The organism is Clostridium sp. TJA085, from assembly GCF_058310235.1.
The window spans coordinates 17,644-43,959 of sequence record NZ_JBZEEZ010000005.1; the positions used below are offsets into that span (position 1 = coordinate 17,644).

The 26,316-nt window shown below is 28.0% G+C and carries 25 protein-coding genes and 4 tRNA genes; 4 read left to right on the forward strand and 25 right to left on the reverse strand.

The window, feature by feature from the left end; all coding sequences use genetic code 11:
* Positions 1-159: 159 nt before the first annotated feature.
* From AC4FQW_RS11425 to purR, 23 genes are all read right to left on the reverse strand, one after another.
* Positions 160-248, reverse strand: a tRNA-Leu gene (locus AC4FQW_RS11425).
* Positions 249-267: 19 nt separating this feature from the next.
* Positions 268-344, reverse strand: a tRNA-Met gene (locus AC4FQW_RS11430).
* Positions 345-351: 7 nt separating this feature from the next.
* A tRNA-Met gene (locus tag AC4FQW_RS11435) sits at positions 352-427 on the reverse strand.
* A gap of 25 nt (positions 428-452) precedes the next feature.
* Positions 453-541: transfer RNA gene (locus AC4FQW_RS11440), tRNA-Leu, on the reverse strand.
* Between the two features lie 185 nt (positions 542-726).
* Positions 727-1,134: a S1 domain-containing RNA-binding protein gene (locus tag AC4FQW_RS11445; RefSeq protein ID WP_303127455.1), complete on the reverse strand. Its 408-nt coding sequence runs from the start codon at positions 1,132-1,134 to the stop codon at positions 727-729.
* A gap of 55 nt (positions 1,135-1,189) precedes the next feature.
* Positions 1,190-1,480 carry an FtsB family cell division protein gene (locus AC4FQW_RS11450; protein ID WP_303127453.1) on the reverse strand — a complete coding sequence of 97 codons (291 nt, stop codon included), beginning with the start codon at positions 1,478-1,480 and terminating at the stop codon, positions 1,190-1,192.
* Positions 1,481-1,560: 80 nt separating this feature from the next.
* Positions 1,561-1,950 (reverse strand): spore cortex biosynthesis protein YabQ, encoded by a 390-nt coding sequence (gene yabQ / locus AC4FQW_RS11455; RefSeq protein WP_303127451.1) that lies wholly within the window; start codon positions 1,948-1,950, stop codon positions 1,561-1,563.
* Positions 1,951-1,952: 2 nt separating this feature from the next.
* Positions 1,953-2,249 (reverse strand): sporulation protein YabP, encoded by a 297-nt coding sequence (gene yabP / locus AC4FQW_RS11460; protein ID WP_303127448.1) that lies wholly within the window; start codon positions 2,247-2,249, stop codon positions 1,953-1,955.
* Between the two features lie 91 nt (positions 2,250-2,340).
* Positions 2,341-2,598: an RNA-binding S4 domain-containing protein gene (locus tag AC4FQW_RS11465; protein ID WP_491149157.1), complete on the reverse strand. Its 258-nt coding sequence runs from the start codon at positions 2,596-2,598 to the stop codon at positions 2,341-2,343.
* Between the two features lie 96 nt (positions 2,599-2,694).
* Positions 2,695-2,970, reverse strand: coding sequence for a non-specific DNA-binding protein Hbs (gene hbs / locus AC4FQW_RS11470; RefSeq protein WP_024614195.1), 276 nt, complete (start codon positions 2,968-2,970; stop codon positions 2,695-2,697).
* 233 nt (positions 2,971-3,203) lie between these two features.
* Complete coding sequence (gene yabN, locus AC4FQW_RS11475) at positions 3,204-4,655, reverse strand: bifunctional methyltransferase/pyrophosphohydrolase YabN (protein ID WP_491149160.1); 1,452 nt, start codon at positions 4,653-4,655, stop codon at positions 3,204-3,206.
* Between the two features lie 20 nt (positions 4,656-4,675).
* The gene (locus AC4FQW_RS11480) at positions 4,676-6,211 is read right to left on the reverse strand and encodes a putative polysaccharide biosynthesis protein (protein ID WP_491149162.1); all 1,536 of its coding nucleotides are present in this window, start codon (positions 6,209-6,211) and stop codon (positions 4,676-4,678) included.
* Between the two features lie 101 nt (positions 6,212-6,312).
* A complete protein-coding gene (gene spoVT, locus AC4FQW_RS11485) occupies positions 6,313-6,864 on the reverse strand; it encodes a stage V sporulation protein T (protein ID WP_303127439.1) in 552 nt (183 codons plus the stop codon).
* Positions 6,865-7,002: 138 nt separating this feature from the next.
* Positions 7,003-8,037: a peptidylprolyl isomerase gene (locus tag AC4FQW_RS11490; RefSeq protein ID WP_491149164.1), complete on the reverse strand. Its 1,035-nt coding sequence runs from the start codon at positions 8,035-8,037 to the stop codon at positions 7,003-7,005.
* Between the two features lie 100 nt (positions 8,038-8,137).
* Positions 8,138-11,650 (reverse strand): transcription-repair coupling factor, encoded by a 3,513-nt coding sequence (mfd, locus tag AC4FQW_RS11495; RefSeq protein WP_491149166.1) that lies wholly within the window; start codon positions 11,648-11,650, stop codon positions 8,138-8,140.
* A 14-nt stretch (positions 11,651-11,664) separates the two neighbouring features.
* Positions 11,665-12,240 carry an aminoacyl-tRNA hydrolase gene (gene pth / locus AC4FQW_RS11500; protein WP_303127431.1) on the reverse strand — a complete coding sequence of 192 codons (576 nt, stop codon included), beginning with the start codon at positions 12,238-12,240 and terminating at the stop codon, positions 11,665-11,667.
* A gap of 196 nt (positions 12,241-12,436) precedes the next feature.
* Entirely contained in the window at positions 12,437-13,504 is a 1,068-nt protein-coding gene (locus tag AC4FQW_RS11505) for a S1C family serine protease (RefSeq protein ID WP_491149168.1), read from the reverse strand.
* Between the two features lie 14 nt (positions 13,505-13,518).
* A complete protein-coding gene (locus AC4FQW_RS11510; RefSeq protein ID WP_303127426.1) occupies positions 13,519-14,937 on the reverse strand; it encodes a sensor histidine kinase in 1,419 nt (472 codons plus the stop codon).
* The gene (locus AC4FQW_RS11515; RefSeq protein ID WP_024614186.1) at positions 14,938-15,624 is read right to left on the reverse strand and encodes a response regulator transcription factor; all 687 of its coding nucleotides are present in this window, start codon (positions 15,622-15,624) and stop codon (positions 14,938-14,940) included.
* Between the two features lie 231 nt (positions 15,625-15,855).
* Positions 15,856-16,815: a ribose-phosphate diphosphokinase gene (locus tag AC4FQW_RS11520; protein ID WP_303127423.1), complete on the reverse strand. Its 960-nt coding sequence runs from the start codon at positions 16,813-16,815 to the stop codon at positions 15,856-15,858.
* A gap of 57 nt (positions 16,816-16,872) precedes the next feature.
* The gene (gene glmU, locus AC4FQW_RS11525; protein ID WP_491149172.1) at positions 16,873-18,243 is read right to left on the reverse strand and encodes a bifunctional UDP-N-acetylglucosamine diphosphorylase/glucosamine-1-phosphate N-acetyltransferase GlmU; all 1,371 of its coding nucleotides are present in this window, start codon (positions 18,241-18,243) and stop codon (positions 16,873-16,875) included.
* A 228-nt stretch (positions 18,244-18,471) separates the two neighbouring features.
* Entirely contained in the window at positions 18,472-18,744 is a 273-nt protein-coding gene (gene spoVG / locus AC4FQW_RS11530; protein ID WP_303127419.1) for a septation regulator SpoVG, read from the reverse strand.
* A 111-nt stretch (positions 18,745-18,855) separates the two neighbouring features.
* Complete coding sequence (gene purR / locus AC4FQW_RS11535) at positions 18,856-19,674, reverse strand: pur operon repressor (RefSeq protein ID WP_303127417.1); 819 nt, start codon at positions 19,672-19,674, stop codon at positions 18,856-18,858.
* A gap of 289 nt (positions 19,675-19,963) precedes the next feature.
* Here purR and murC point away from each other — a divergent pair, with 289 nt between their 5' ends.
* The gene (gene murC, locus AC4FQW_RS11540; RefSeq protein ID WP_491149174.1) at positions 19,964-21,343 is read left to right on the forward strand and encodes a UDP-N-acetylmuramate--L-alanine ligase; all 1,380 of its coding nucleotides are present in this window, start codon (positions 19,964-19,966) and stop codon (positions 21,341-21,343) included.
* Positions 21,344-21,373: 30 nt separating this feature from the next.
* On the opposite strand, the gene AC4FQW_RS11545 is transcribed toward murC, so the two are convergent.
* On the reverse strand, positions 21,374-21,835 hold the full coding sequence (locus AC4FQW_RS11545; protein ID WP_491149176.1) for a YdcF family protein: 462 nt from the start codon (positions 21,833-21,835) through the stop codon (positions 21,374-21,376).
* 284 nt (positions 21,836-22,119) lie between these two features.
* Here AC4FQW_RS11545 and AC4FQW_RS11550 point away from each other — a divergent pair, with 284 nt between their 5' ends.
* Both AC4FQW_RS11550 and AC4FQW_RS11555 read left to right on the forward strand, forming a co-directional pair.
* Positions 22,120-22,938 carry a purine-nucleoside phosphorylase gene (locus tag AC4FQW_RS11550; protein ID WP_491149178.1) on the forward strand — a complete coding sequence of 273 codons (819 nt, stop codon included), beginning with the start codon at positions 22,120-22,122 and terminating at the stop codon, positions 22,936-22,938.
* Between the two features lie 51 nt (positions 22,939-22,989).
* Positions 22,990-24,216, forward strand: coding sequence for a NupC/NupG family nucleoside CNT transporter (locus AC4FQW_RS11555; protein WP_303127409.1), 1,227 nt, complete (start codon positions 22,990-22,992; stop codon positions 24,214-24,216).
* Between the two features lie 136 nt (positions 24,217-24,352).
* Here the strand turns inward: AC4FQW_RS11555 and AC4FQW_RS11560 are convergent, their stop codons facing one another.
* Complete coding sequence (locus AC4FQW_RS11560; RefSeq protein ID WP_303127407.1) at positions 24,353-25,432, reverse strand: M24 family metallopeptidase; 1,080 nt, start codon at positions 25,430-25,432, stop codon at positions 24,353-24,355.
* A gap of 150 nt (positions 25,433-25,582) precedes the next feature.
* On the opposite strand from AC4FQW_RS11560, the gene AC4FQW_RS11565 reads away from it, so the two are divergent.
* A complete protein-coding gene (locus AC4FQW_RS11565) occupies positions 25,583-26,281 on the forward strand; it encodes a metallophosphoesterase family protein (protein ID WP_303127405.1) in 699 nt (232 codons plus the stop codon).
* Positions 26,282-26,316: the final 35 nt, after the last annotated feature.

Genomic DNA, 26,316 nt, shown 5'->3' on the forward strand with positions numbered 1-26,316 from the left:
GAATTAAAAGGATTGATATTAAATTTCTCAATATTTATATAATGTCAATATATATATTTTTTTGTTATTTCTTAATATATATTTTTATACATAAAATAAAAATTTACCACAAAATACTTTTGAAAATAAAAAAAGGATCTAAGAAAAATCTTAGATCCTTGGTGCCGAAGACCGGAATCGAACCGGTACGGTGTTTAACCACCGCAGGATTTTAAGTCCTGTGCGTCTGCCAGTTCCGCCACTTCGGCAAGNCTTCGGCAAGTTAATTGGTAGCGGAAATAGGACTTGAACCTACGACACTTCGGGTATGAACCGAATGCTCTAGCCAGCTGAGCTATTCCGCCAAACTTTTGGTTGCGGGGGCAGGACTTGAACCTACGACCTTCGGGTTATGAGCCCGACGAGCTACCAACTGCTCCACCCCGCGATATTATATTTTATTTTGAAAAACTTGGTGCCGAAGACCGGAATCGAACCGGTACGGTGTTTAACCACCGCAGGATTTTAAGTCCTGTGCGTCTGCCAGTTCCGCCACTTCGGCATGCGTTTTTCTCTGTCATTTCCTGACGACAATAGTTATTATATATTATAGCTATATAACTGTCAACATTTTTTTTGAAATTTATTTTATTTTATTTTTAATATAATAAAAAGCCTGTAGTTTTCTTATCTACGGCTTTTTACTTATATAGATTTATATATTAAATTTATATGATGATCTACTTTTTAAAATGATTTTTTACCACTTTTACTTCTGAAATCTTGATGCTTTTTAACATCTTGCATTCTTTCTTCGCTGTCTTTTAAAAATTTTGACATTTTATCTTCAAAATTTCCAGAAACCTTTTTCTTTTCTGCTGCCCAATCAAATTCAGCTGGTCTAACTGATTTTTTTTGTTTTGGTTCAGCTTGTTTTATTGATAAGCTAATTTTACCATTATCATCAATTGAGATAACTTTAACCTTCACCTTATCTTGTTCTTTTAAATGTTGTCTTATGTCCTTTACAAAAGAATCTGCTACTTCTGATATGTGAACTAGACCTGTTTTTCCGCCTTCTAATTCTACGAAAGCTCCGAAATTAGTGATATTTACCACTGTACCCTCTAATATGTTTCCTGCCTCTAAGGTCATGTTTAAAAGACTCCTCCTTAATTAAATAAAATATATATATGTTATTTTGAATAACCTAATCTTTAGTCTTTGAGTCCTCTTTTTTATAATTTACGATTTTTTCTCCAGGCTTAACCATATTAAGCCTTTCCCTCGCTAAGGTCTCAATATATTCATCAGAATTAGCGCTTTTAACTTCTTCTTCAAGTTGCTTGTTTTTCTTTTTCAGTGTTTCTAATTCTGTTTGTTTATTTGCTATTTCACTTTCTATTCTTTTAATAGCTCTTTCCTGTCTAATAAAACCAAACAAAAAAACAAGGCATAGCAATAATATTATTAAATTCTTCCCTTTTATCTTTTTTATCATCCATAGTACCTCATTTTTTAACTTCTATAAATATATTTTAAACACTCTGAACCTTTAATTCAAGTTATTTTTAATTATATTTAGTTTTTGTTTAAAATCTTAGACCACATAATTCTAATAGGATAACTAAAAGTCTTGTAACTGCATCTTATAATAGTTTTAAATCCAGACAAAATAGTTTTTTCAATCTTAAAAACTATCTTACTAAAAAGTTTTAAGTATATGAATAAAGCTAAACCCATGCACAAGTATACATAAGTTCCTAAAAAAGCATAATTTGTATAAAGCAAAAAAATAAAAATAATTATAGAACATAATAACCAAAATAATATATCTTGTATTGCTATTATAAGTTTATGTCCATCATTTCCTCTTATTAATCTATATATATCAAAAAAAACTCCTAATATAATTCCAGAAGCTAAAGCATATATTATAATCTCAAACTGAACTTCTAACTCTAAAGGCATTTTTATTCCCTACCTATAAGCTTTTTTATGTTTAATTTTTTATGTTTCTTTTTTGCTTTACCTTGATAAATTATACTACTTATATAACCCTCTACAGTTACATCACCATTTTTTACATCTAGTTTATTCATTTTTAGACCTTGACCATTTATTTTTAGCCTTCCAAGTATAGTATTTAAAATTATTTTTTCTTCATCAAAACCTAAAACTTCATCTACACCTGTTAATGAAAGCTTCTTCCTATCTTCAAGTGTCATAAAACTCTTACACAAATTTATAGAATCAGATTTTCTTTCCATTTTATTCTCCTTTAAGATATTATTCTTATTAAAAAATATATGTTTTTATACATATGTATATTCTTAATTAATATCTTATAAAGAGATAAAATTAGTCTATTTCTTCTCCATCTAAAATTCTATACATATCTTTTGCATCTTCTTTTCTTACATGCTCTGCCAAATTAAGGACTTCAGCTTTTAAACTTCTATTTGCAAAAGTTATCTCTATTATGTCGCCTTCCTTTAATTTGGTTCCTGATTTTGCAACTTTTCCATTTATAGAAACTCTTTCACCTTCGCAAGCTTCTTTTGCAATTGTTCTTCTTTTTATTAATCTTGAAACCTTTAAATACTTATCTAATCTCACAAAATCACCTTCTTTAATATTATTCCTAAAAATATTATTATAATTCAATAAAGCTTTAATTTATAAAAGAACCCGAGTCTCCTCGGGTTCAAAAAATTATTTATTAACTTTTTCCTTAAACTCTTTACCAGCTTTGAATACTGGAACAGTTGATGCTGGAATTTTGATTATTTCTTTAGTTCTTGGGTTTCTTCCTTCTCTAGCAGCTCTTTCTCTAGTTTCGAAAGTTCCGAATCCAACTAATTGAACTCTTTCTCCATTTTCTAAAGCTTCTTCAACACTTTCTATGAATGCTTTTAAAGCTAATTCTGCGTCTTTTTTAGTTAACTTTGACTTTTCAGCCATGCTAGTAATTAATTCTGCTTTATTCACAATTACATCCTCCTTAAATAACTAGTTATATATTTATAGTAGTAACTAATTCTTTTATGTACTACACTTACATTATCTTATTATATTATTACTTTTTACTCTCGTCTACACTCAATGAATAAATATTTATATATTTTTGTAAAAAAAAGCAAATTAAATACATTATCTTGGAAATATAGAATTTCATTGAATTATATATTCTACAAAGTCTTTAAAATTCCTTCTAAAATTACTTATAATTCTTGTTTTTTAGCTTCATTCCAAAGCTCATCCATTTCCTGTAATGTCATTTCTTTTAATGTTTTATTATTTTTAAGCGCAGCACTTTCTATATAACTAAATCTTTTTATAAACTTATCTATTGTTTTATTTAACGCTTCCTCTTCATTTACCTCTAAAAATCTTGAAACATTAACGCAAGCAAATAGTAAGTCTCCTACTTCTTCTGTTATTCTATCCTTATCTTTAGTATTATATACTTCTAATACTTCATTTAACTCTTCTATAACCTTCTTTGAGGCATCCTCTACAGTATCCCAATCAAAACCAACTTTTCTTGCTTTATTTTGTATCTTATGAGCTCTTATTAAAGCTGGTAATGCTTTAGCTACCCCTTCTAATTCCTGTGTAACTGTCTCAAAGCCTTTTTCTTCTTTTTTTATTTCATCCCAACTTTTTTCTACTTCACTTGATGTATCTATATTCTCTTCACCAAATATATGTGGATGTCTTTCTATCATTTTATTATATATTCCTAAAACTACATCATTGAAATCAAAGTATCCATCTTCTTTACCTATTGATGAATGGAATATTACATGTAATAAAACATCTCCTAATTCCTCTATTAAGGCATCATCATCTTCTTTTTCAATTGCATCTTTTACTTCATAACTTTCTTCAACTATGGCGTCTTTTAAGCTTTCATGAGTTTGTTCTCTATCCCAAGGACAACCATCATCTCCTCTTAATGTATCTATAAGAGCAATTAAATCATTTATATCTTTTTTATTATTTAAATCTTTAGGTATATAAAGTGAAGTTAAGTAATCTATATCCTCTTGCATATCTAACTCATATATTGGTATTTTTCTTATACTTTCAAGACCTTCTATTCCTGCTGCTCTTACATAAATTATTTCAGTTTCATCATCATAACATTCTAATAACTTAAGTTTAACTTCTGATGCTATAAAAGGATTATAAACTTGTGTTATTATAGTTCCTATTCTCTTATCTAATATTTGATTATTTATATCAAATGCATCAATAATCTTTAGTCCTTCTATAGGATCTATTTTTAATCTATCCATCATAGCATCGACAAAACTAACTGCAGGCAAAATTTCATATTCTATATTTTCTTTATCACAAAGTTCCATAATGTTTGATACTGACTTTTCTGCAACTAAAGGGTGTCCTGGTACTGCATAAACAACATCGCCAAATTCTTTATAAACTTTTATTAAATCTTCTGCTATATTTTTATAAACTTCATCAAAACTTTTACTACTATCATAAAAATGATCATAAGTGTTAAATTTTATATTTTTTGACTTTATAAAATCAACTGTTGGATGAATTTCTGTTCTAAAATATATGTTTTTACTTTCTTCTAAAACTCTTAAAGCACCTACTGTAAGTGCATCACTTGCTCCTGGTCCTAAACCAACTATTTTAATCATTAGGTATTTCTCCTTTTTTATTATTTTTTGTAAATTCTGTTTCTTACCTCATTAACATCAAAAACTTTCATTACAACTATTAAGGCCATATATATTATAATACCTAAAAATACTGATATTAAGCAAGATAGACCATTGCTCATTGTATAAATTAATATTTTATCATATGAAACTAAAACTAATATAGACATTATAAATGATGCTAATGTTGGCTTTATTACATTATTTATTATATCTATTCTAGTTTTTAAAGTTATCTTTAATAATATTACATTTAATGCTGTTGTAGTTATATATGCAGCTATACTTGCTATAACAGCACCATATATATTTAATTCTGATATTGGAACTAATTTTATAGTTAAAATTAATTTTATTAAACATCCTATAAAAAGATTTACTACTGGCAATATATATTTTCCAACACCTTGAAGGATTGCTGTAGTAGTCTGAGTTAATATTATAAATGGAATTGTTAAAGATAAATATTTAAGTATTTCAAAACCTTCAAATCTTCCTGGAAATATAAGTTTCATTATAGGTTCTGCCATAAAAAACATTCCAAACATACATGGTATGGCTATTACTGTTGATATTTTAATTGCAAGGTTAGTCTTATTTTCCACATTTTTTCTTCTCCTTAGTATAAATTCTTCTGCAATTATAGGAATTAAAGAAATAGATAATGCCATAGATAATGTCATTGGTATATTTACAATAACAGACGCTTTCCCTGTAAGTTGTGCATATAAAATATTTGCTTCACTTCTTATAATTCCAGCTTCTAAAAGTTTTTGTGGTATGAATATAGAATCTATCAAACTCATTATTGTACCAACAGTTGCTCCCAATGATATCGGAATTGCAATCTTTAATATTTTACTCATTATGTCTATATCACTTTTTACTTTTTTAATACCAAATTGCTTTTTTACTTTTATATATTTTATATATAAATATCCTCCTGCAAGTAAACCTCCTGCTGCTGCACCAAATGCTGCACCCCCTGCCGCAAATTCTATTCCTTTTGGTAAAAATAATACAGCTAGTCCAACACCGAATATAACTCTCCCAACTTGTTCTAATATTTGTGATACTGCTGATGGAGTCATATTTTGAAACCCTTGAAAAAATCCTCTAAATATTGTCATTATTGAAATTATAAGTGGTGCAAATGATATTCCTATTATTGAATAATAAGCTTTAGGATCCCATTCAACAAATTTTATTATGAAATCTGCAAAGAAAAACAAGAAAAAGCTTGTACCTGCTCCCAATATAAGCATCATATAGGTTGATTCTTTTACAACCTTAAAACTGCCTTCTATATCTCCTATAGCATTATTTTCAGAAACTATCTTAGATATAGCCACCGGAACTCCAGATGCTATAGCTACAAAAAACATATATAAAGGATATGACATTTGATAAAAGGCCATTCCTTCATCTCCTATTAACATAATAAGAGGCCATCTAAAAAAAACACCTAAAAACCTTGCAAATATTCCTGCTGTACCTAATATTATACTTCCCTTTATTAAGGATTGTTTCTTCATAAAATACCTCCAAACTTTTGATTTACTAATAATAATTATTGTAAGTTCAGAGGCATTATTACTATTTATTCATTATTTTAACTAAATTTATAATATGTTTTTTATTGTTCCATTTGTTTTCCTAAAAATGCTGCTGCTGTTTCAGATAATTTTAGTTCTAATTCACCTAAAGTTTCACCTGATTTTTTTGATAGAATTATTACAGCACCAATTGCATCTCCTTCAGCTATAATTGGCGCAACAACTTGTGATGTCATTTCTGAAGTATCTTCATCACTATGTAAAGGAATTAATTTTTGTCCTCCTTCTCCTAATAAAACTGGTTTTCTAGCATCCATTATTGCTTCAAGTTCATTGCTTATTTTTCTATCTATATAATCCTTTTTAGGTACACCACTTGCTGAAATAAATGCGTCCTTATCGCTTATTAAAACTATATGACCTATTGATTGTTGTAAGCTTTCAGCATATTCTTTTGAGAAATCTGTAAGTTCTCCAATTGGTGAATATTTTTTAAGAATTACTCCTCCTTCTCTATCTGTAAATATCTCAAGTGGATCTCCTTCTCTTATTCTTAAAGTTCTTCTAATTTCTTTTGGTATAACTACTCTACCTAAATCATCTATACGTCTTACAATTCCTGTAGCTTTCATTTTATATTTAACCTCCTTAATAAAATACTGTTAAATTTAGTAACATTATTAGTATTTGACTATATAGAAATTTTATGCACTTATATCCATTATTTAAACAAAAAGGACACCTAAAATTAGGTGTCCTTTTTACAACATTTAGTTTTTTTGTTCTATTTTATCTTCGTAAACTTTAACTCCAAGTTCATCTTTCCACTTCTTAAGAGTGTCTGTATAAGCTTTATTCTTTTTACTTTGATCTAATTGTTGTTTAATTGAATCTTTTACTTTATCAAATGGTATTACTTCTGCCTTGCTTTTAATATTTTCTACTTTTATTAAATGGTATCCAAACTGTGTTTTTACAGGTTGTGATATTTCACCATCTTTAAGTTTCTTCATAGCAGCCATAAATGTTTTATCATATTGTTGTGAATCATAATCTATATAACCTAATGATCCACCTGTTGATTTTGTTGCATCAATATTATATTTAGCTGCCATATCCGCAAATTTAGCTTTTCCTGAAACTATATCTTCTCTTATCTTCTTTATAGTCTTCTCAGCATCTTTTCCATCAGCTATTATTATTTGATAAACATCAGCACCAGGTTTTATTGTATATGTTGTTGCTTTATTTTCATCATAATATTTCTTCACATCAGCATCTGTAACTTTTACGTCTTTATATATATGATTTTCAACAACATTTAATACTATAATACGTTCTTTTAAATTTTCTTTTAATTCATTTTCATCCTTATAGCCACTTGCTTCATAAGCCTGTTTAAATTCTTCTTCTGTTTTATAAGCTTTTTTCATTTCTTTTAGTTCAGAGTCTACTTTTTTATTTATTTCTTCATCTGACATCCATTTATTCTTTTCAGATTCAGTAATCATAACTTTTTGATCTACAAGACTTTCTAATGCACTTTTTTGTAATTGTAATAACATTGATTTTGCTTGCTCATTATTTTGTAAATTATCACCATATTGTTGTTTTAATTGTTGATAATATCCATTTCCTTCAACAACCTTTTCAACTTCACCTCTTGTTATTTTTTGATCTCCAACCTTTGCTAAGGTTTCATTTTTTATTGCTTCAGGAGTTTTTTGTATCATGTTACATCCAGCAAATACCATGCTTGATATTGCAACTAAACCTAAAGCTACAATTCTTTTAATTCTACCCACTAACGTTCCCTCGCTTTACTATTTATTATAAAGTACCTAATTGTTAAAATTTCACTGTTTTTAGTATAACATATTATTTATTAAGTTCAATTATATAGAATTAAGTATTTATTACTTTTAATATGTTATTTAACATATTTTTAAAGAATGGTAATATTTCCTCTTTCTTGAATCCATTTTGCTTGAACTGAAATTCAGGTATATTGCCAAACTTAAGTATTACATTATCTTTATATTTATCTATTAATATTTTAAATACTTCCTTATGTTCTTTATCTCCTTCTTCAAATTTAAAGAATATTCCTTTTGGCGTTTCTTTTATTTCTTCTATATTAAGTTGCTTAGCTTTACTCTTTATATAAGCTATATCCATTAAATTATAAACCGAATCCGGAATATCTGAATATCTATCCTCTAATTCATCTTTAATTTCCATGTATTCTTCATAACTTTCAATAGCTGCAATTTTTTTATAAACTTCAATCTTTTGATTTTCATCTGATATAAACGTTCCTGGAATATATGCATCAACTTTAATATCAACAGTAGTTTCAACTGGTTCTTTTGTAATCTCACCTTTTATAATTTTTATTGTATCTTCAAGCATTCTACAATATAAATCATAACCTATAGTAGCCATATGACCATGTTGAGCTGAACCCATCATGTTTCCAGCACCTCTTATTTCTAAATCTCTCATAGCTATTTTAAATCCAGATCCAAGTTCAGTAAAATCCTTTAGTGCCTTAAGCCTCTTTTCAGCTACTTCTGTTAATATTTTATCCTTAGTATATAAAAGATAAGCATAAGCTATCTTATTAGATCTCCCAACTCTACCTCTTAATTGATATAATTGTGAAAGCCCCATCTTATCTGCATCAAATACTATTATAGTATTTACATTTGGTATATCTATACCAGTTTCTATTATGGTAGTACATACTAACACATCATACTTTTTATCCATAAAGTCCATCATTTCTTTTTCTAGTTGTCTTTCTGTCATTCTACCATGGGCAAACGTTACTTTACTTTCTGGAACTAATTCTTTTATATAATTTGCCATGCTTTCAATACTTTCAACACGATTATAAACAAAGAATACTTGCCCTCCTCTGTTCATTTCTCTAAGTATAGCATCTCTTATAAGTTGATCATTTTGTTCTATAACATAAGTTTGAACCGGATATCTTTCTTCAGGAGGTGTTTCTATTACAGAAATATCACGAGCACCTGTTAATGACATATGAAGAGTTCTTGGTATTGGTGTTGCACTTAATGTAAGAACATCAACATTCTTCTTTAATTCTTTTATTTTTTCTTTTTGTTTAACTCCAAACCTTTGCTCTTCATCTATTATTAAAAGACCTAAGTCTTTAAATTGAATATCTTTTGCTACTAATTTATGAGTTCCAACTAATATATCAACATTTCCTTCTTTTGCTGCTTGTATCGTAGCTTTTTGTTCTTTTGCAGTTCTAAATCTACTTATCATATCAATTTTTATTGGAAAATCTGAAAATCTTTTAATCATATTCTTATAATGTTGTTCTGCAAGTATAGTTGTTGGTACTAAAAATGCAACTTGCTTTCCATCCATAACAGCTTTAAATGCTGCCCTTAAAGCAACTTCAGTTTTTCCATATCCTACATCTCCACAAAGAAGTCTATCCATTGATTTTACAGATTCCATATCACTTTTTATTTCTGAAAGTGATGTAAGTTGATCTGGTGTTTCTTCATAAGGAAACTCATCTTCAAATTGTCTTTGCCACTCTGTGTCTTTACTAAATTTATAACCTTTTAAAGTAGCCCTAGTTGCATAAAGTTTCACTAAATCTTTAGCTATTTCATTTATTGATTGTTTAACTTTACTCTTAGCCTTTTGCCACTCTGTTCCACCAAGTTTATTTACCTTAGGAGTCTTTCCTTCAGTTCCTATATACTTTTGTATAAGGTCAAGTTGGTCAACAGGAACATATAGCTTATCGCCCTTTTGATAAACTATATCCAAATAATCTCTCTTATTTCCCGCTACTTCTATTTGTTTAATTCCTTTATAAACACCAACTCCGTGATTTGCATGAACTACATAATCACCTATTTTCAATTCAGTAAATGAATTTATTTTAGCTATACCCTTTTTAACCTTTTTCTTTTTAGGGATTTTTCGTTTCGCCTCCCCAAATACTTCTTTATCTGATATTACACATAACTTTTCATCAGGAAATTCAAATCCCTTAAGAAGATTTCCAAAAGTAATTACGACTTCCCCACAAGATATTTTATCAACGTTATCCTTATAAACGCTTTCAATTTCTCTATCTCTTAAAGTTTCTACTAATCTTTCTCCTCTAGTTCTTGTTCCTGAAAGAATTAAGCTTTTAAAGCCTTTACTCTTTTTATCTTTTATATCATCTATAAGTAAATCTAACTGTCCTTGATAATTGTGAAGTGTTATTTGAGACATATTTATTATAGAACGAGGCTTTAGTATATCTCTAACCTTTTTAAAGGTATCCATAGTTATTAATTTACATTCCTCAAACCTACCTAAAACTTCACTATAATCTAAAAGTAATTCAGAATGTTTAGGAAGTATATTTCCCTTTTGAAGAAACATTGAAAAGTTTTCTCTAAATTCACTATAAGTACCTTCTAACTTTCCAAGAGACCTTGTTGTATCATCAATTACGAAATTATATCCTTTAAAATAATCAAATAAACTTTCTAATTTTTCATAAAAAAATGGAAGATATGAATCTATAGTTTCAAAACTTGAAGTTTGAATTAAAGATTCTAAGTTTCTATTTATTATTTCTTTTAATTTTTCCTTACTATCTTTATTTTTATTATTTTCTAAAGCTTTATTCAACTCTTTTATTAAAGTATTTTTAGCATAATCTATAACATTATCATCTATTATTATTTCTTTAGCAGGAAAAATACTAACTTTATCAACCTTATCTATACTTCTTTGAGATTCCACATTAAATCTTCTAATAGAATCTATTTCATCTCCAAATAACTCTATTCTATAAGGATAAATTGAATCTGGAGGGTATACATCAAGAATTCCACCTCTTAAAGCAAACTCACCTTTTCCTTCAACCATTTCAACTCTTTCATACCCGCCTTCAACAAGCAATCTATTTATATCATTAAAATCCACTTCATTATTTATTGATAATTCTATTTTATGATTTTCATAATATTCTCTTGGAGTATAGCTTGCTGCAAAAGATTCTATGGATGTAACTATTATTTTCTTCTTTTTATTTAATATTTCTTTTATTACCTTAAGTCTAGCCCATCTTAAATCACCTGAGATAGCATCTATGTTATAAAAGACAACCTCTCTTACAGGAAAATAATAAACTTCTGTTGTATAAAAACTTAAGTCTTCATATAAATTTTTTGCTTCTATATCACTGTTTGTAACTATAACTAAAGACTCATTAGAACTTTCAAATATAGCATTCATCAAATATGTTCTACCAGATTCTGATAGTCCATATATCCCTAATGGAAACTTTTTATTATTTATATTTTCTTTTATTTCATTAAATTTTTTACTTTCAATTAAGGGCTCCATTAACCCCTCTAATCTCATTTTATACACCATCCTTAAATACTTTTTTTAGCTTTAAATCCATTATATTTATTCATAGCTGAGCTTATATCACTTTTTATTATTTCATCTACAGCAAGCTTAGTAACATCTAAACTTTCTTCTAAAACTTCTCTTTCTTCTTTTGAAAAATTTCCTAAAACATGATTTATTAAATCTCCTTTAGGTTGTCCCACTCCTATTTTAATTCTTGAAAATTTATCAGTGCCTAAATGTGATATTATATTTTTTATTCCGTTATGTCCCCCAGCACTTCCCTTTTCTCTTATTCTTATCTTACCTACATCTAAACTTATATCATCATATAAAACTATAATATCCTCATTTGTAAGTTTATAAAAATCAAGTATTTCCCTGACACATTCTCCACTTAAATTCATAAATGTTGAAGGCTTAATTAAAATTACCTTTTCTCCTTCAATAAATCCTTCTCCATAAACCCCTTTAAATTTTTTCCTGTTTATATCTATATTATACTTATTAGCTATATAATCTACACTATCAAAACCAATATTATGTCTAGTATTTTCGTACTTTTCACCTATATTTCCAAGTCCTACTATTATGAACATTTTATCTCCTCTTTCTAAACTACTTATATTTTATAATCTTCTACAATAAAAATTTATTTATTCAAATACCTATTAAATATTATACTAAATTTTGATAATAAAAAAAGCGTACTATAAATTTCAAAATATATTAAAAAAATATTAAAAGGAGTAAGCTTATGATTATACTATAATCACTCGCTATACTCCTTTTAAATTATAGATTTATAGTTATCTTTTCTATCTCACCGTTTCTTAGTATCTTAAATTTTATATTACCCTTATACTTATCATCTTTAAGTACTTTTATCAAATCATCATAAGATAAAATTTTAGTATCATTAGCAGTTAATATTATGTCTGTTGGCTTAAGCCCACCTTTTTGAGCATTACTATCAGTTATTACATCTTTTATGTAAAAACCTTTTTTATACTCATTGCTAACATTTACCTCAACACCACGTATTCCTATAAGATCTTCTTTTTTTATTATACTATTTAAAGATTTTTTTATCATGTCTATACTAGATGCAAAATATAATCCATCTTTGTTAAATTCTTGAGTTAAGTATCTACTATTTAAGCCTACTAATTCTCCTTTAGAGTTACAAAGTACTCCCCCAAAGTTTTCTTCATTCATAACAGCATTTGTTTGTATTATAGAACAATATTCATCATTCATTTTAATTTTATGGTTTGTAGATGTTATGATCCCTGAAGTAATTAGACCTATATAATTATTGCTTAAAGAATTTCCTATTGCATAGACACTTTCACCTTCTTTTATTGAGCTAGAACTAGCTAATGAAATTGGTGTTAATCCATTTGCAGATATTTTTATTAATGCCATATCTGCCTCTTTATTATATCCAATTAAAGTACCCTTAAGCGGTTTTACTCCTTTTGCTGGTATATCTATAAATATTTCTTTATAATCCTTAATCTTTTCATAAGAAGTAATTATTAATCCACCACTATCAACAACTATTCCAGTTGAATTTTTTTGAGATACCTTTGATGAGGTAGCATCATCATAATTTTCTCCTATAGTTACTAAAGATGGCGCAACTTTGCTTATAACTCCACTTAAATTATTTTGTTCTAACACACTTTCAATCTTTTTATCAATAATTTTATTTATACTATTCATAGCATATGCAACTGATAGTGAAGTAGTTATTACTATAATTAATATTATTACTAATGCTATAATAATTTTTTTCTTAGTTACAACAACTTTTTTACTTTTTATATTTATTTTACCCTTATCATTCTTATTCTTCATAAATATCACCAAAATTATTTCTTGATTAAAGTAAATGTAAACATAACACCAGTATCTTTATAGTTTTCGACCCAAATATCTTCACCATGTTCTGTAAGAATTAACCTTACTATAGATAATCCAAGCCCTGTACTTACTTTGTTAGTTCTTGATACATCTGCTTTATAGAATCTATCCCAAATCTTTATTAATTGCTCCTTAGTTAATAACTCACCATCATTATAAATGCTCACAAGCACTCTATCACCTTTTGATTTCGTGTTTATTCTTATATTACCATTTTCATAAGAATATTTTATTGCATTATCTATTAAGTTTGTTACTACTTGTGTTATTTTGTCATTATCTCCAATTACATATTGATGTTCCTGCTCTAAAACAACATCAACATTTAATCCTTTTTTATTTATAGCACTTTCAAATTTAGTAATTGTGTACCTTAACATATTACTTATATCAATTTCTTGTTTATTAAGCTTTATTTTTCCTGATTCTAAAGCTGATATATCTAACAAATCATTTATTAATCTTGATAACCTATCAGTTTCTTCATATACAATTTTTAAATAATATCCTTCTTTATCTCTAGGAATTACACCATCTAATATTCCTGATATAAATCCTTTTATTGAGGTTATAGGTGATCTTAATTCATGTGATACATTTGATATAAAAGCTCTCCTATTATCATCAACTGTTTGAAGAGATTGTGCCATTATATTAAATGATTCTGCAAGTTCTCCTATTTCATTATTTTGATTAATATTAAGTCTTTCATTAACTCCACCTTTAGATATTCTTCTTGCTGCTGCAGTTATTTCATCTATAGGCTTTATTAAAGATTTTTTACTGTAAAAGTACACAAATATACCACCAATAATTATTACAATTAAAGCAGTTATCCATATAATTTTATTTATTTTAATTATAGGAGATAACATACTATCAGTCGGAATAACCATTATTATTACTCCGCTAAAATAATCTTTATTAAAAATAGGCTTTAAATATACATAATTATTTTGAGATGCACTTTTTACATTTCCATATTCTATAGACTTCCCTTGCTTCAACACATCCATATCTTCTTTAGGAATTCCTGCATTAGAAAACTTATAATTTTCATATCCACTATTAGAAACAGCATATGTATATCCTAGATTATCTGTAACTAATATTTCTGCATCTATAGTTTTGCTTACAAAGTTCATTACATTATTTAATGTTGTTAAGTTTGAACTTTTATCCAAAGATAAATAAGCTATGGCTGCACTTTCTATTATGTTACTTTCTCTATTTAATTGCTCTTTCTTTTGATCAAAATAAGTTTGTCTAATCCATAAAGATAAAACTCCTGCTACTATTACAAGCGCGATTACTACTATTAATGTGAATGTTATTATAAGCCTATATGCTAAGCTATGCTTTTTCATCTATTTCACCTCAAATTTATAGCCAACCCCCCAAACTGTTTCAATTTGCCAAGTATCTCCTGAATGTAACTTTTCTCTTAATCTCTTAACGTGAACATCAACAGTTCTTGAGTCTCCTGGATAATCATATCCCCAAACTTCACATAATAATTGTTCTCTTGTGAAAACTCTATTTTTATTACATGCTAAATAATATAATAGTTCAAATTCTTTAGGTGGCATTTTAATTTCATTATTCTTATAAATTACTCTATATGAATTTGCATCTATTGTTAAATCATTATATTGAATTACTTCTTTATTTGTATTATCTGCTGTATATCTTCTCATTACAGCTTTTACTCTTGCAAGTAATTCTTTTGGTTCAAATGGTTTAACTATGTAATCGTCAGCACCAAGTTCTAAAGCTAAAACCTTATCAAATGTATCTCCTTTTGCTGTAAGCATGATTACTGGAGTTGTACCTTCTTTTCTTATCCATTTTAAAACATCTATTCCGTCTATGTTTGGTATCATAACGTCTAAAAGAACTATATCCGGTTTATAGTCTAAAAATATTTCTTCTGCTTCTTTACCATTATGTGCAACTCTTGTATCGTATCCAGCACTTTTTACATACATATTTATTACTTCACAAATATTTTCATCATCATCAACTATTAATACTTTACCTAAAACACCTTCCATGTCTTAATACCTCCACATTTTAACTTATTAAATATTTATTGCTTAATTAATTTAAAAATTAACTAACAATTATAAATTTATCATTTTTTCACAGTTTTTAATATAGTTTCATATAAAAGTTACAATTTGTTAACTGTAATATTTCATTATTATATAAATAGTTATAAAACAAAACCTCCAGATTTATCTAGAGGTTTTCTTTATGTATATTATGTATTAATACATTAACTATTATGCTTCAAATAATTTGCTTATTGGTTCATTATTATATATTCTTTTTATAGCTTCTGCAAATATAGGAGCAACTGATATTGATTTAAATTTTTTCTTATCAATATTCTCTGGAAGTTTTATTGTATTTAACATTACTAATTCTTCAATTGCTGAATTATTTATTCTTTCAAATGCCGGTCCTGATAAAACCCCATGAGTACAACATGCATATACATTTTTTGCGCCTAAATCTTTTAGCGCATTTGCTGCATTTGTTATAGTTCCTGCTGTATCTATCATATCATCTATTAATATACATCTTTTTCCTTCAACATCTCCAATAATATTCATTATCTCGGATACGTTTGCCTTAGGTCTTCTTTTATCTATTATTGCTATTGGTGCATGTAATCTATCTGCAAATTTTCTGGCTCTAGTTACACTTCCAAGATCAGGAGACACAACAACAACATCATCTTGATCTATTAATCCTTTATCTACAAAATACTTTGAAAGTATTGGTGAACCTACTAAATGATCAACAGGTATATTAAAGTACCCTTGAATTTGAGCAGCATGTAAATCCATAGTTAAAACTCTATGAGCTCCTGCTGTTGTAAGTAAATCCGCTACCAATTTTGCAGTTATTGGATCTCTTGATTTTGCTTTTCTATCTTGTCTTGCATATCCATAGTATGGAATAACAGCTGTTATTCTTCCTGCTGATGCTCTTTTAAATGCATCAATCATTATAAGTAATTCCATTAAGTTATTATTTACAGGTGAACAAGTTGATTGAACTATAAATACGTCAGCACCTCTTACTGTCTCACCTATATTTACTGATATCTCTCCATCACTAAAAGTACCTACATCGCCCGCACCTACTTCTAGCCCTAATATTTTTGCAATTTCTTGCGCTAATTCTGGGTGTGAGTTTCCTGTGAATATTTTAATATTCTTTCCATGACTTAACATAATTAATGAAGACCTCCTCAAATTTAGCTCTTTTATATATAAATAAATTTTTATTGATTACTTCTTTAATCCCTTTTTCTCTACCCATCCTGATATATTTCTTTGCTTAGCTCTAGCTATTGCAAGTTCACCTTCATTAACATCATTAGTTATTGTTGAACCTGCTGCAATATAAGTATTATCTTTAACAGTTACTGGTGAAACTAAATTTGTGTTACATCCAATAAAACTATTATTTCCAATTACTGTTTTATTCTTAACTTTTCCATCATAGTTTACTACAACAGTACCACATCCAAAGTTACATCCTGAACCAACTTCAGCATCTCCAATATAAGTTAAATGTGATACTTTAGTTCCATCACCAATTGTAGATTTTTTAATTTCTACAAAATCCCCTATTCTAGCTTTTGAACCAATCTTACTTTCTGGTCTTATATATGCAAATGGTCCAACAGTAGTATTTTCTCCTACTTCACTATCTAATATTACTGAAGATTCTACAGTAACACCTTCGTTTATTATACTATCTTTAATTCTACAATTTTGCATTATCATACAGTTTGAACCTATTTTAGTATTTCCCTCTAATATAGTTCCTGGATATATAATTGTATCTTTTTCTATTTCAACATCTATTCCTATGTATGTTGATTTTGGATCTATTAACGTTACACCATTATTAAGATGTTTTAAATTAATTCTATTTCTTAATATTTCTTCTGCTTCTGCAAGTTGAACTCTTGAATTAACTCCTATAGTATCCTCATAATCAGTAACTAGTGCCCCAACCTTTTTTCCTTCTTCTTTAAGAATTCCTATTACATCTGTAAGATAATATTCACCTTGTGTATTATTATTTGAAAGCTTATCTAATGAATTAACTAAATCTTCTATGTCAAAACAATACATTGCTGCATTCATTTCATTTACTAATAATTCATCTTCATTGCAGTCTTTATGTTCAACAATTTTTAAAACATATCCTTCATCATCTCTTATTATTCTTCCATAGCCTGTTGGGTCTTCAACTATAGCACTTAATAAAGTTGCTGAATTTCCATTTGATTCATGTGTTTTTATTAATTCTTCTATTGTTGATTCTTTTGTTAGCGGTGCATCACCAGCAAATACTACTACAGTTCCTTTTTTTCCTTTTAAGAATTCAGCTGCGCATTTAACTGCATGTCCTGTTCCTAATTGCTCTTCTTGTAATGAATAAGAAACTTTTCTATCATTAGTTTGTTCTTTAACTAACTCTGCTCCTTTTCCTATAATTACATTTACATCATTGATATTTGCTTTTCTCATATTATCTATAACGTGATTTACCATTTCTTTGCCACAAACCTTATGTAAAACCTTAGGTAAATCTGACTTTATTCTAGTACCTTGACCAGCTGCAAGTATTAATGCACATTTATACATTTTACCACCTCTATTAATTACTTATATTTAACCCGATTTTTTATAGTATTATATTTTAGTACATTTTAATTCTATTTTATTATATTTCAACAAACTAACTATTTCAACTTAGATAACAATACAATAAAACTTATAATATATGTATATTGTTTTATTATCCTTTATAATATTCTTATTTCAGTAAGTTACAAAAAAATAAAAGGGAAAATCCCTTTTATTTTTAATAAATTATTCCGCTATTTCTTCTGATAAAGCTTTATCATACGCTTCAAGAATAGCTCTTTGTATTACGTCCCTTGCCTCGCTGTTTATAGGATGTGCTATATCCTTAAACTCACCATCTGGTGTTTTTCTGCTTGGCATAGCAATAAATAACCCATTTTGCCCTTCAATAACCTTAATGTCATGAACTACAAATTGATCATCAAAAGTAACTGATACTATTGCTTTCATCTTCCCATCTGTAGCTATCTTTCTGATTCTAACGTCTGTAATTTGCATTGACCACACCTCCAGTTGCCTTTATGATATTATAAATTCTCCATACATTGGCAATATCCTCTTTTATTTGGTAAATTTTTAAATTTATTATTGGTGTGGTAAATTATTTATCTATTTTTCAAATATCTTAGAAGGACGTATATCAACTATTGATGATTCATTTACTGAATGTAATTCAACTATTGATATATATTCATCAATAAGTTTCTTTTTAGCTTCTTTATTATCAACTAAAACTCCTATTCCAACTAATTCACTATCAAATTCTTTTAAAAGATCCTTTATTCCAAGTGCAGTTCCCCCACCTTTCATAAAATCATCAATGAATACACATTTTGAATTACTTTTCATTGATTTTTTAGATAATGACATTTGTTGGAGCTTCCCACTAGTACCTGACACATAATTAATTGTCATAGTTGTTCCTTCTGTAAATTGGTTGTCCCTTCTTGCAATAACAAGTTGAACTCCTAAATTTCTAGCAACTTCATACGCTAATGGAATTCCCTTTGTCTCTACTGTAATTACATAATCAATATCCATATTTTCAAACCAAGAAGAAAGTATTGTTCCAGCTTTACTTATTATTTCAGGATTATACATTAAATCTGTCATATATATTATATTTCCCGGAACCACTCTTCCATCATCTTTTAATAAATCGCAAAGGCTTAAAGCAAATTCCTTTCCTTTTGATACACTTGTTTCAGGTATATATCTTATACCTCCTGCAGCACCAGCTATGGTTTCAACTCTTCCCATTTCAAACTTTGCTAATATTTCTCTAACTATAACTATATCTTCACTTATAGTTGATTTTGCTGCATTTAATAACTCTGAAAATTTATTTAATCCGATAATTTTATTCGGATTTTCTATTAGTATCTTTGTAATTACAACAACTCTACTATTTCTACTTAACTTTTCCATGAAAACCACCTGCATCTTAATAATTATTCGAATTTATACGAATTATATCATAATTTTTCACTCTCAATATTCATATTTTATTCTATATTTTTTCCTAGTGCAATACATTTTAATCACTTAATGTAAAATAAATTGAAAATTCTTTTTTAAATTGATATAATTTTTAGTTAATTTTTGTGTTCATTTAATTAAAAATGTATATAATTATAAATGGTTATAAAATAAAAAATTAATTTTTAAAACATTAAACTTATATAATCATAAAATAAATAAAAAAGGGGTTGATTTCATGTCATTTGATTTTTTAAAAGATACCAATAAAAAGGTTCACTTTATAGGAATTGGCGGTATAAGTATGAGTGGTCTTGCTGCTGTACTTTTAAATAATGGATTTAAAGTTTCAGGTTCCGATTCTAAAGAATCAGAAATAACTAATAGCTTAAAAGAAAAAGGTGCTGAAATTTATATAGGACATAAAAAGGATAATATAAAAGATGTTGACTTAGTTGTTTATACGGCTGCAATTCCACAAGATAATCCTGAAATAATTAAAGCCAAAGAAGATAATATACACCTTATGGATAGAGCAGAATTTTTAGGTCTTATAATGAAAGGTCATAAATACAATGTTGCAGTCGCAGGTACACACGGTAAAACTACATGTACTTCTATGATTACAAATATAACTCTTAAAGCAAATTTAGATCCAACTATACTTGTAGGTGGTGAACTTGATGTAATAGGCGGTAATTACAGAATAGGAAATAGTGAATATTTTGTTACAGAAGCATGTGAATATAAAGAATCATTTTTAAAATTCTTCCCATACATAGGAATAATATTAAATATAGATGCTGATCATTTAGATTATTATAGAGATTTAAATCATATAACTGAAACATTTAAAAAATTCTCAACATTAATTCCTACAGATGGTTACTTAATAGGTTACGGTGAAGACCCTAATGTTGCTAAAATTTTAAAAGAAGCTAATTGCAATACTATAAGCTATGGATTTAAGGATACTAATGTAACTGCAACAAATATAAAATATGATAATAGAGGTTGTGCATCTTTCACTGTTTGTAAAGATGGAGAAGATTTATTTGATTTACAATTAAATATGCCAGGTAAACACAACATCTTAAATGCATTATCAAGTGCATGTGTAGGACTTATTTTTAATCTACCTTATGATGATATAATAGATGGATTAAAAGAGTGCAAGGGTGCTCATAAAAGATTTGAATACAAAGGGGAATTAAATGGAGTTACAGTTATAGATGATTATGCTCATCATCCAGTTGAGATAAAAGCAACTTTAAGTACTGCTAAAAAAATTCCTCACAATAAAACAATATGTGTATTCCAACCACATACTTATACTAGAACAAAAACATTATTTGATGAATTTACTACAGCATTTAATGATGCTGATGAATTAGTATTAATGGATATATATGCTGCTAGAGAAAAAGATACTGGTCTTGTTTCATCTGACGAATTAGGTGATGCAATAAGAAAAACAGGTGTTAAATGTACTAATGTACACTCTCATGATGAAGCTGTTGAATATGTAAAAAATAATATAAATCCTGGAGATATGCTTTTAACAGTAGGTGCTGGTGATGTTGTTATAGTTGGAGAAAAATTTTTGAATAATAAATAAATTTTTTAAAAAGGTGGTTATACCACCTTTTTATTCATATACAATAATAAAATCTTTTATATAAGCTATTACTTCCCTTAAAATCGCCTTAACTTCATATTTATTGAACTTTTTAACAGACCATGCTGCAAATGAACAATCTAACTTAATTCTTTTAGCTATCATCTTTATTCTAGCAATATGATAATAATCCGAAACAATTACAGCTTTTTTAAACCCTTTATTATTCATTACATTCTTAGAAAATTTTAAATTTTGATATGTGTTTTTTGCCTTTTCTTCTATAAATATATTATTATCATCAATACCTAAATTAACCAAAAAGTTTTTCATTCCTAAAGCTTCACTTATATCTCCTTTTCCTTTTCCTGTAACAATAAAATATTTTGCGATTCCTTTATTGTATAATTCAATAGATTTTTTTAACCTTTGATTCATAAAAATACTATTTAAATTACAACCTAAAATAACTATAACATCACTCTTTTCCACTTTACATAAATGTGGTGCAATAATTATTTTTAAGGTTATCGTGAAAATGATTACTAAATTTATTAATATAGTACTTATAATCTTCACCACCATAAATTAGTATATACTATTATATTTATTCAAGTATACTTTTGGTGATTTGCCAAAAATTTTATTTTTTCTTTTATTAAATTTTTTGCTTTTTATATTTTAATTTAATTAATTTTATTCTATAATCTATATGGTAGACTTGTTTCTATGCTCTTTTTAAATTTTACAATAATACAACTAGTAGAGGTGATTAAATGGATTTATCAAACACTTTAAAGACTACTTCAGAATATATACTTTCTAAAAGTAAATATAAACCTGAAATCGGTCTTATTCTAGGATCAGGTTTAGGATCTTTAGCTGACTTAATTGAAGAACCTGAATTTTATCCATATGAAACATTACCTAATTTCCCTGTATCTACTGTAGAAGGTCATAAAGGTCGTCTAGTTATAGGAAAATTAGAAGGAAAAATTGTAATTGCTATGCAAGGAAGATTTCATTATTATGAAGGTTATAAAATGACGGATGTAACTTTTCCTGTTAGAGTAATGAAGCTTTTAGGCGTAGGCAAGTTAATCGTTACCAATGCCGCAGGTGCTGTAAATACAAATTTTAAACCTGGGGATTTAATGATAATTAATGATCACATTAATCTTTCCGGAAGCAATCCTTTAATTGGTAAAAATTTAGATGAATTCGGACCAAGATTTCCTGATATGTCAACAGCTTATAATCCAGAGCTTATAAATCTTGCAAAAAATATCGCTAAGGATTTAAATATTGACATAAAAGAAGGCGTTTACACTATGTTTAGCGGTCCAACTTACGAAACTCCAGCTGAAATTAGAATGGTTAGAATTTTAGGTGGTGATGCAGTAGGCATGTCAACGATACCAGAAGTTATTGTTGCCAATCATTCCGGAATAAAAGTATTGGGCATATCTTGTTTAACAAATATGGCTGCTGGAATACTAAAACAACCACTTAATCATGAAGAAGTTATAGAAACTTCAAATAAAGCTAAAAATAGTTTTATAACTCTAACTAAAGAAATAATTAAAAATCTATAAAGAACAGTCTTAAGTCTATAAGTAAAAATTATATACAAAGGAGAAAGAACATTGAGTAGATTTATTGGATTAATCGGAATCATAGTAATTTTAGGAATAGCTACGCTGTTCTCAGACAACAGAAAGAAAATCAATTGGCGTTTAGTTGGTATAGGGTTAGCACTTCAAGTTGTATTTGCCCTAATTATATTAAAGATCCCAGCTGGTAGAGCTTTCTTCGATTTTTGTAGTAAAGCAATAACAAAATTACTTGACTTTACTCTTGAAGGTTCAAAGTTCTTATTTGGTAACTTAATGAATCAAGATACTTTTGGAATGATTTTCGCATTACAAGTTCTTCCAACAATTATCTTCTTCTCAGCTTTAATGGGAATACTTTATTACTTAGGAATTATGCAATTCATAGTTAAAATTATCGCTAAAGGTCTTTGTAAATTACTTGGAACATCAGGCGCTGAAACATTAAGTGCTGTTGGAAACATATTCTTAGGACAAACAGAAGCTCCACTTTTAGTAAAACCTTTTATAAAAGATATGACTAAATCAGAGCTTATGGCTATAATGGTCGGTGGTATGGCTACTGTTGCAGGTGGAGTTATGGCTGGATATGTGGCAATGGGAATTAATGCAGGTGACTTACTTGCTGGTAGTATAATGGCTGCTCCTGCTGGACTTATATTAGCTAAAATTCTTGTACCTGAAACAGAAGAACCAAAAACAAAAGGTACTACTGATGTAAAAGTAGAACAAACAGCATCAAATGTTGTTGAAGCTGCTGCAAATGGAGCTAGTGAAGGTTTAGGTCTTGCCCTTAACGTTGCTGCTATGCTTCTTGCATTCGTTGCACTTATAGCTTTACTTAACTACATATTAGCTGCAATTGGCGGACTATTTGGATTCCCAACACTTAGCTTCCAATGGATACTAGGTAAAATATTCTCACCATTAACATTTGTAATGGGTATACCTACTGTTGATTTAGGAACTGCTGGTAGTTTACTTGGTCAAAAAGTTATGATTAACGAATTCGTTGCATACTCAGAAATGTCTAAATATGTAGCTGCTGGAACTTTACAACCAAAAACAGTTCTTATATTAACTTATGCACTATGTGGATTTGCTAACATAAGTTCAGTTGCTATCCAAATTGGTGGTATAGGTGCTTTAGCTCCAGATAGAAAAGGTTTAATTGCAAAACTTGGATTTAAAGCATTACTAGGAGGAGCTCTTGCAACTTGTTTAACAGGAACAATAGCTGGAGTTTTATTCTCAGTTTAGTAAAATAAACTTATAAATACAAAAAGAGTACTTTTTTAAAAGTACTCTTTTTATTTACACTATAATAAAAATTAAAATATATCGTAGTAAATACTATAAAATAACTTGATTATTAATTGTTTTTAAAATATATTTATTATTTTATTACAGTTAATTCTTTAGTTACTTTATTCAATCTTTCATGACCATCTTCAGTAACTAATACTAAATCTTCTATTCTAACACCAATATCTCCACTTAAATAAATTCCTGGTTCTACTGAAAATATCATTCCAGGTTTTACTTCATTATTATTTGCAGCACTTACATCACCAAAATCATGGCAATCTATACCAATACAATGACCTGTTCTATGTGTAAAATATTCTCCATATCCCATTTCCTCAATATAACTTCTTGCTGCATTATCTATTTCTTTAAACTTAACTCCTGGCTTTATTATAGCTATAGCTCTTTCATTAGCTTCTTTTACTATGTTGTATATCTTTTTATGTTCTTCTGAAGGCTCTTCTTTAAAGAATACAGTTCTTGTCATATCTGAACAATAATCTTTATAAACTCCTCCCATATCAATAACTATACTATGACCACTTTTTATAGCTGAATTATCTGTTTCATGATGTGGATCTGCTCCGTTTGGTGATACCGCTATAATTGGAGGAAATGAAAATTTATTCATTCCATTTTTAGCATATAAATCTTTTAATATTTCAGTACATTCTTCTTCAGTTTTTCCTTCTTCTAAATGCTTCCACAGCTCCTTCATTGTTTCATCATTTCTTCTTGAAGCTTCTTTCATTAATTCTATTTCTTCTGCATCTTTTATCATTCTTAAATTATCAATTATTGGTGATGAATTTTCATAATTTTTAGCCGCATTAATTTTCATAAGACTTAATAAAAAATGTGCTGGCCAAGTTTTATCAATTCCTAAAACCGCCTCTTTATCAACATACTTAGCTAATATTTCAACTGGATTTTCTATATCATCATACCAAACTATATCAATTCCTAAATCTTCTTCTACAGGGAATAACTTATTATTTACTAATTTATGTTCTCCATTAGTTTTAATAAGTAAAGCTACCATTCTATTTCCTGGATGGAACCACTTTCCTGTTAAATAAAAAAGTGATGATGGTGATGAAACTATCATTTGTGTTAAATTATTTTTTTGCATTTCTTTTATAACATTATTTATTCTGTTCTCTTTCATTCTTATCCCTCCGTATTGTTTTATATTACTATTATAATATACTAATATGAATAAAGTTCAAATAATTACAATTCTTTAAGTATTATTTAATATTTATATTATTTTCTAAGTGATATAATATTATTGAGAAATTTTTAGGAGGCTAGCTTTATGAAAATAGCAGTTATTTCAGATATACATGGCAATATTTATGCACTAATGAGAGCTTTAGAAGATATAGAAGATAATAAGGTTGATACTATAATTTGCTTAGGTGACCTAGTTGGATATGGTCCTCACCCAAATGAAGTTATATCAATGATAAAAAGAAGAAATATTCTTTGTTTAAAAGGTAATTACGATGCATCTGTTGTAGATGGAAGTTATACATATATAAGAGAAAACTCTATTAATTCATTTTCACTACCATGGGCCGTGGACGAGCTTAGAGCAGCAAATAAATTTTATTTAAACTCTCTTCCAACCTCTTTAACTTTGGAATTTGAAGATAAGAAAATATTATTCCTTCATGGAAGTCCAAATGCAATAAATGAATACTTACTTGAAGGTAATGATAATACAGCTTCAATTATGGAAAACCTAAAAGAAGATGCCCTAGTATGTGCTCATACACACATACCTTCAATAAAAAAATTTGGAAATAAACTTTTTATAAATGATGGAAGTATAGGAAAACCAAAAATAGGAAGACCAAATCCAACTTATTGCCTAATAGAAGTTGAAAAAAATAAACCTATAAAGGCAGAAATTAAAGAAATTACTTATGAAGTTAAAAGAATAGTAAAAGATATGACTATGCTTAAGTTTCCTGAATCTTTAATAAGATCTTTTGAAACTGGAGCTGAATAATATATCCCCATAATTAATTATACAATTAATTATGG

What these genes read in the sequence shown, in the direction of transcription:
- AC4FQW_RS11520 (WP_303127423.1), bottom strand. Translation starts at nt 16,815, where the DNA reads ATGTTAAGTCATGGAAAGAATATTAAAATATTCACAGGAAACTCACAC.
- AC4FQW_RS11505 (WP_491149168.1), bottom strand. Translation starts at nt 13,504, where the DNA reads ATGAAGAATAAGAATGATAAGGGTAAAATAAATATAAAAAGTAAAAAA.
- glmU (WP_491149172.1), bottom strand. Translation starts at nt 18,243, where the DNA reads ATGTATAAATGTGCATTAATACTTGCAGCTGGTCAAGGTACTAGAATA.
- purR (WP_303127417.1), bottom strand. Translation starts at nt 19,674, where the DNA reads ATGGAAAAGTTAAGTAGAAATAGTAGAGTTGTTGTAATTACAAAGATA.
- pth (WP_303127431.1), bottom strand. Translation starts at nt 12,240, where the DNA reads ATGTTCATAATAGTAGGACTTGGAAATATAGGTGAAAAGTACGAAAAT.
- AC4FQW_RS11550 (WP_491149178.1), top strand. Translation starts at nt 22,120, where the DNA reads ATGGATTTATCAAACACTTTAAAGACTACTTCAGAATATATACTTTCT.
- yabQ (WP_303127451.1), bottom strand. Translation starts at nt 1,950, where the DNA reads ATGCCTTTAGAGTTAGAAGTTCAGTTTGAGATTATAATATATGCTTTA.
- spoVG (WP_303127419.1), bottom strand. Translation starts at nt 18,744, where the DNA reads ATGCAAATTACAGACGTTAGAATCAGAAAGATAGCTACAGATGGGAAG.
- AC4FQW_RS11480 (WP_491149162.1), bottom strand. Translation starts at nt 6,211, where the DNA reads ATGAAGAAACAATCCTTAATAAAGGGAAGTATAATATTAGGTACAGCA.
- yabP (WP_303127448.1), bottom strand. Translation starts at nt 2,249, where the DNA reads ATGGAAAGAAAATCTGATTCTATAAATTTGTGTAAGAGTTTTATGACA.
- AC4FQW_RS11515 (WP_024614186.1), bottom strand. Translation starts at nt 15,624, where the DNA reads ATGGAAGGTGTTTTAGGTAAAGTATTAATAGTTGATGATGATGAAAAT.
- AC4FQW_RS11450 (WP_303127453.1), bottom strand. Translation starts at nt 1,480, where the DNA reads ATGATAAAAAAGATAAAAGGGAAGAATTTAATAATATTATTGCTATGC.
- spoVT (WP_303127439.1), bottom strand. Translation starts at nt 6,864, where the DNA reads ATGAAAGCTACAGGAATTGTAAGACGTATAGATGATTTAGGTAGAGTA.
- AC4FQW_RS11565 (WP_303127405.1), top strand. Translation starts at nt 25,583, where the DNA reads ATGAAAATAGCAGTTATTTCAGATATACATGGCAATATTTATGCACTA.
- AC4FQW_RS11560 (WP_303127407.1), bottom strand. Translation starts at nt 25,432, where the DNA reads ATGAAAGAGAACAGAATAAATAATGTTATAAAAGAAATGCAAAAAAAT.
- yabN (WP_491149160.1), bottom strand. Translation starts at nt 4,655, where the DNA reads ATGATTAAAATAGTTGGTTTAGGACCAGGAGCAAGTGATGCACTTACA.
- murC (WP_491149174.1), top strand. Translation starts at nt 19,964, where the DNA reads ATGTCATTTGATTTTTTAAAAGATACCAATAAAAAGGTTCACTTTATA.
- AC4FQW_RS11510 (WP_303127426.1), bottom strand. Translation starts at nt 14,937, where the DNA reads ATGAAAAAGCATAGCTTAGCATATAGGCTTATAATAACATTCACATTA.
- AC4FQW_RS11445 (WP_303127455.1), bottom strand. Translation starts at nt 1,134, where the DNA reads ATGACCTTAGAGGCAGGAAACATATTAGAGGGTACAGTGGTAAATATC.
- mfd (WP_491149166.1), bottom strand. Translation starts at nt 11,650, where the DNA reads ATGAGATTAGAGGGGTTAATGGAGCCCTTAATTGAAAGTAAAAAATTT.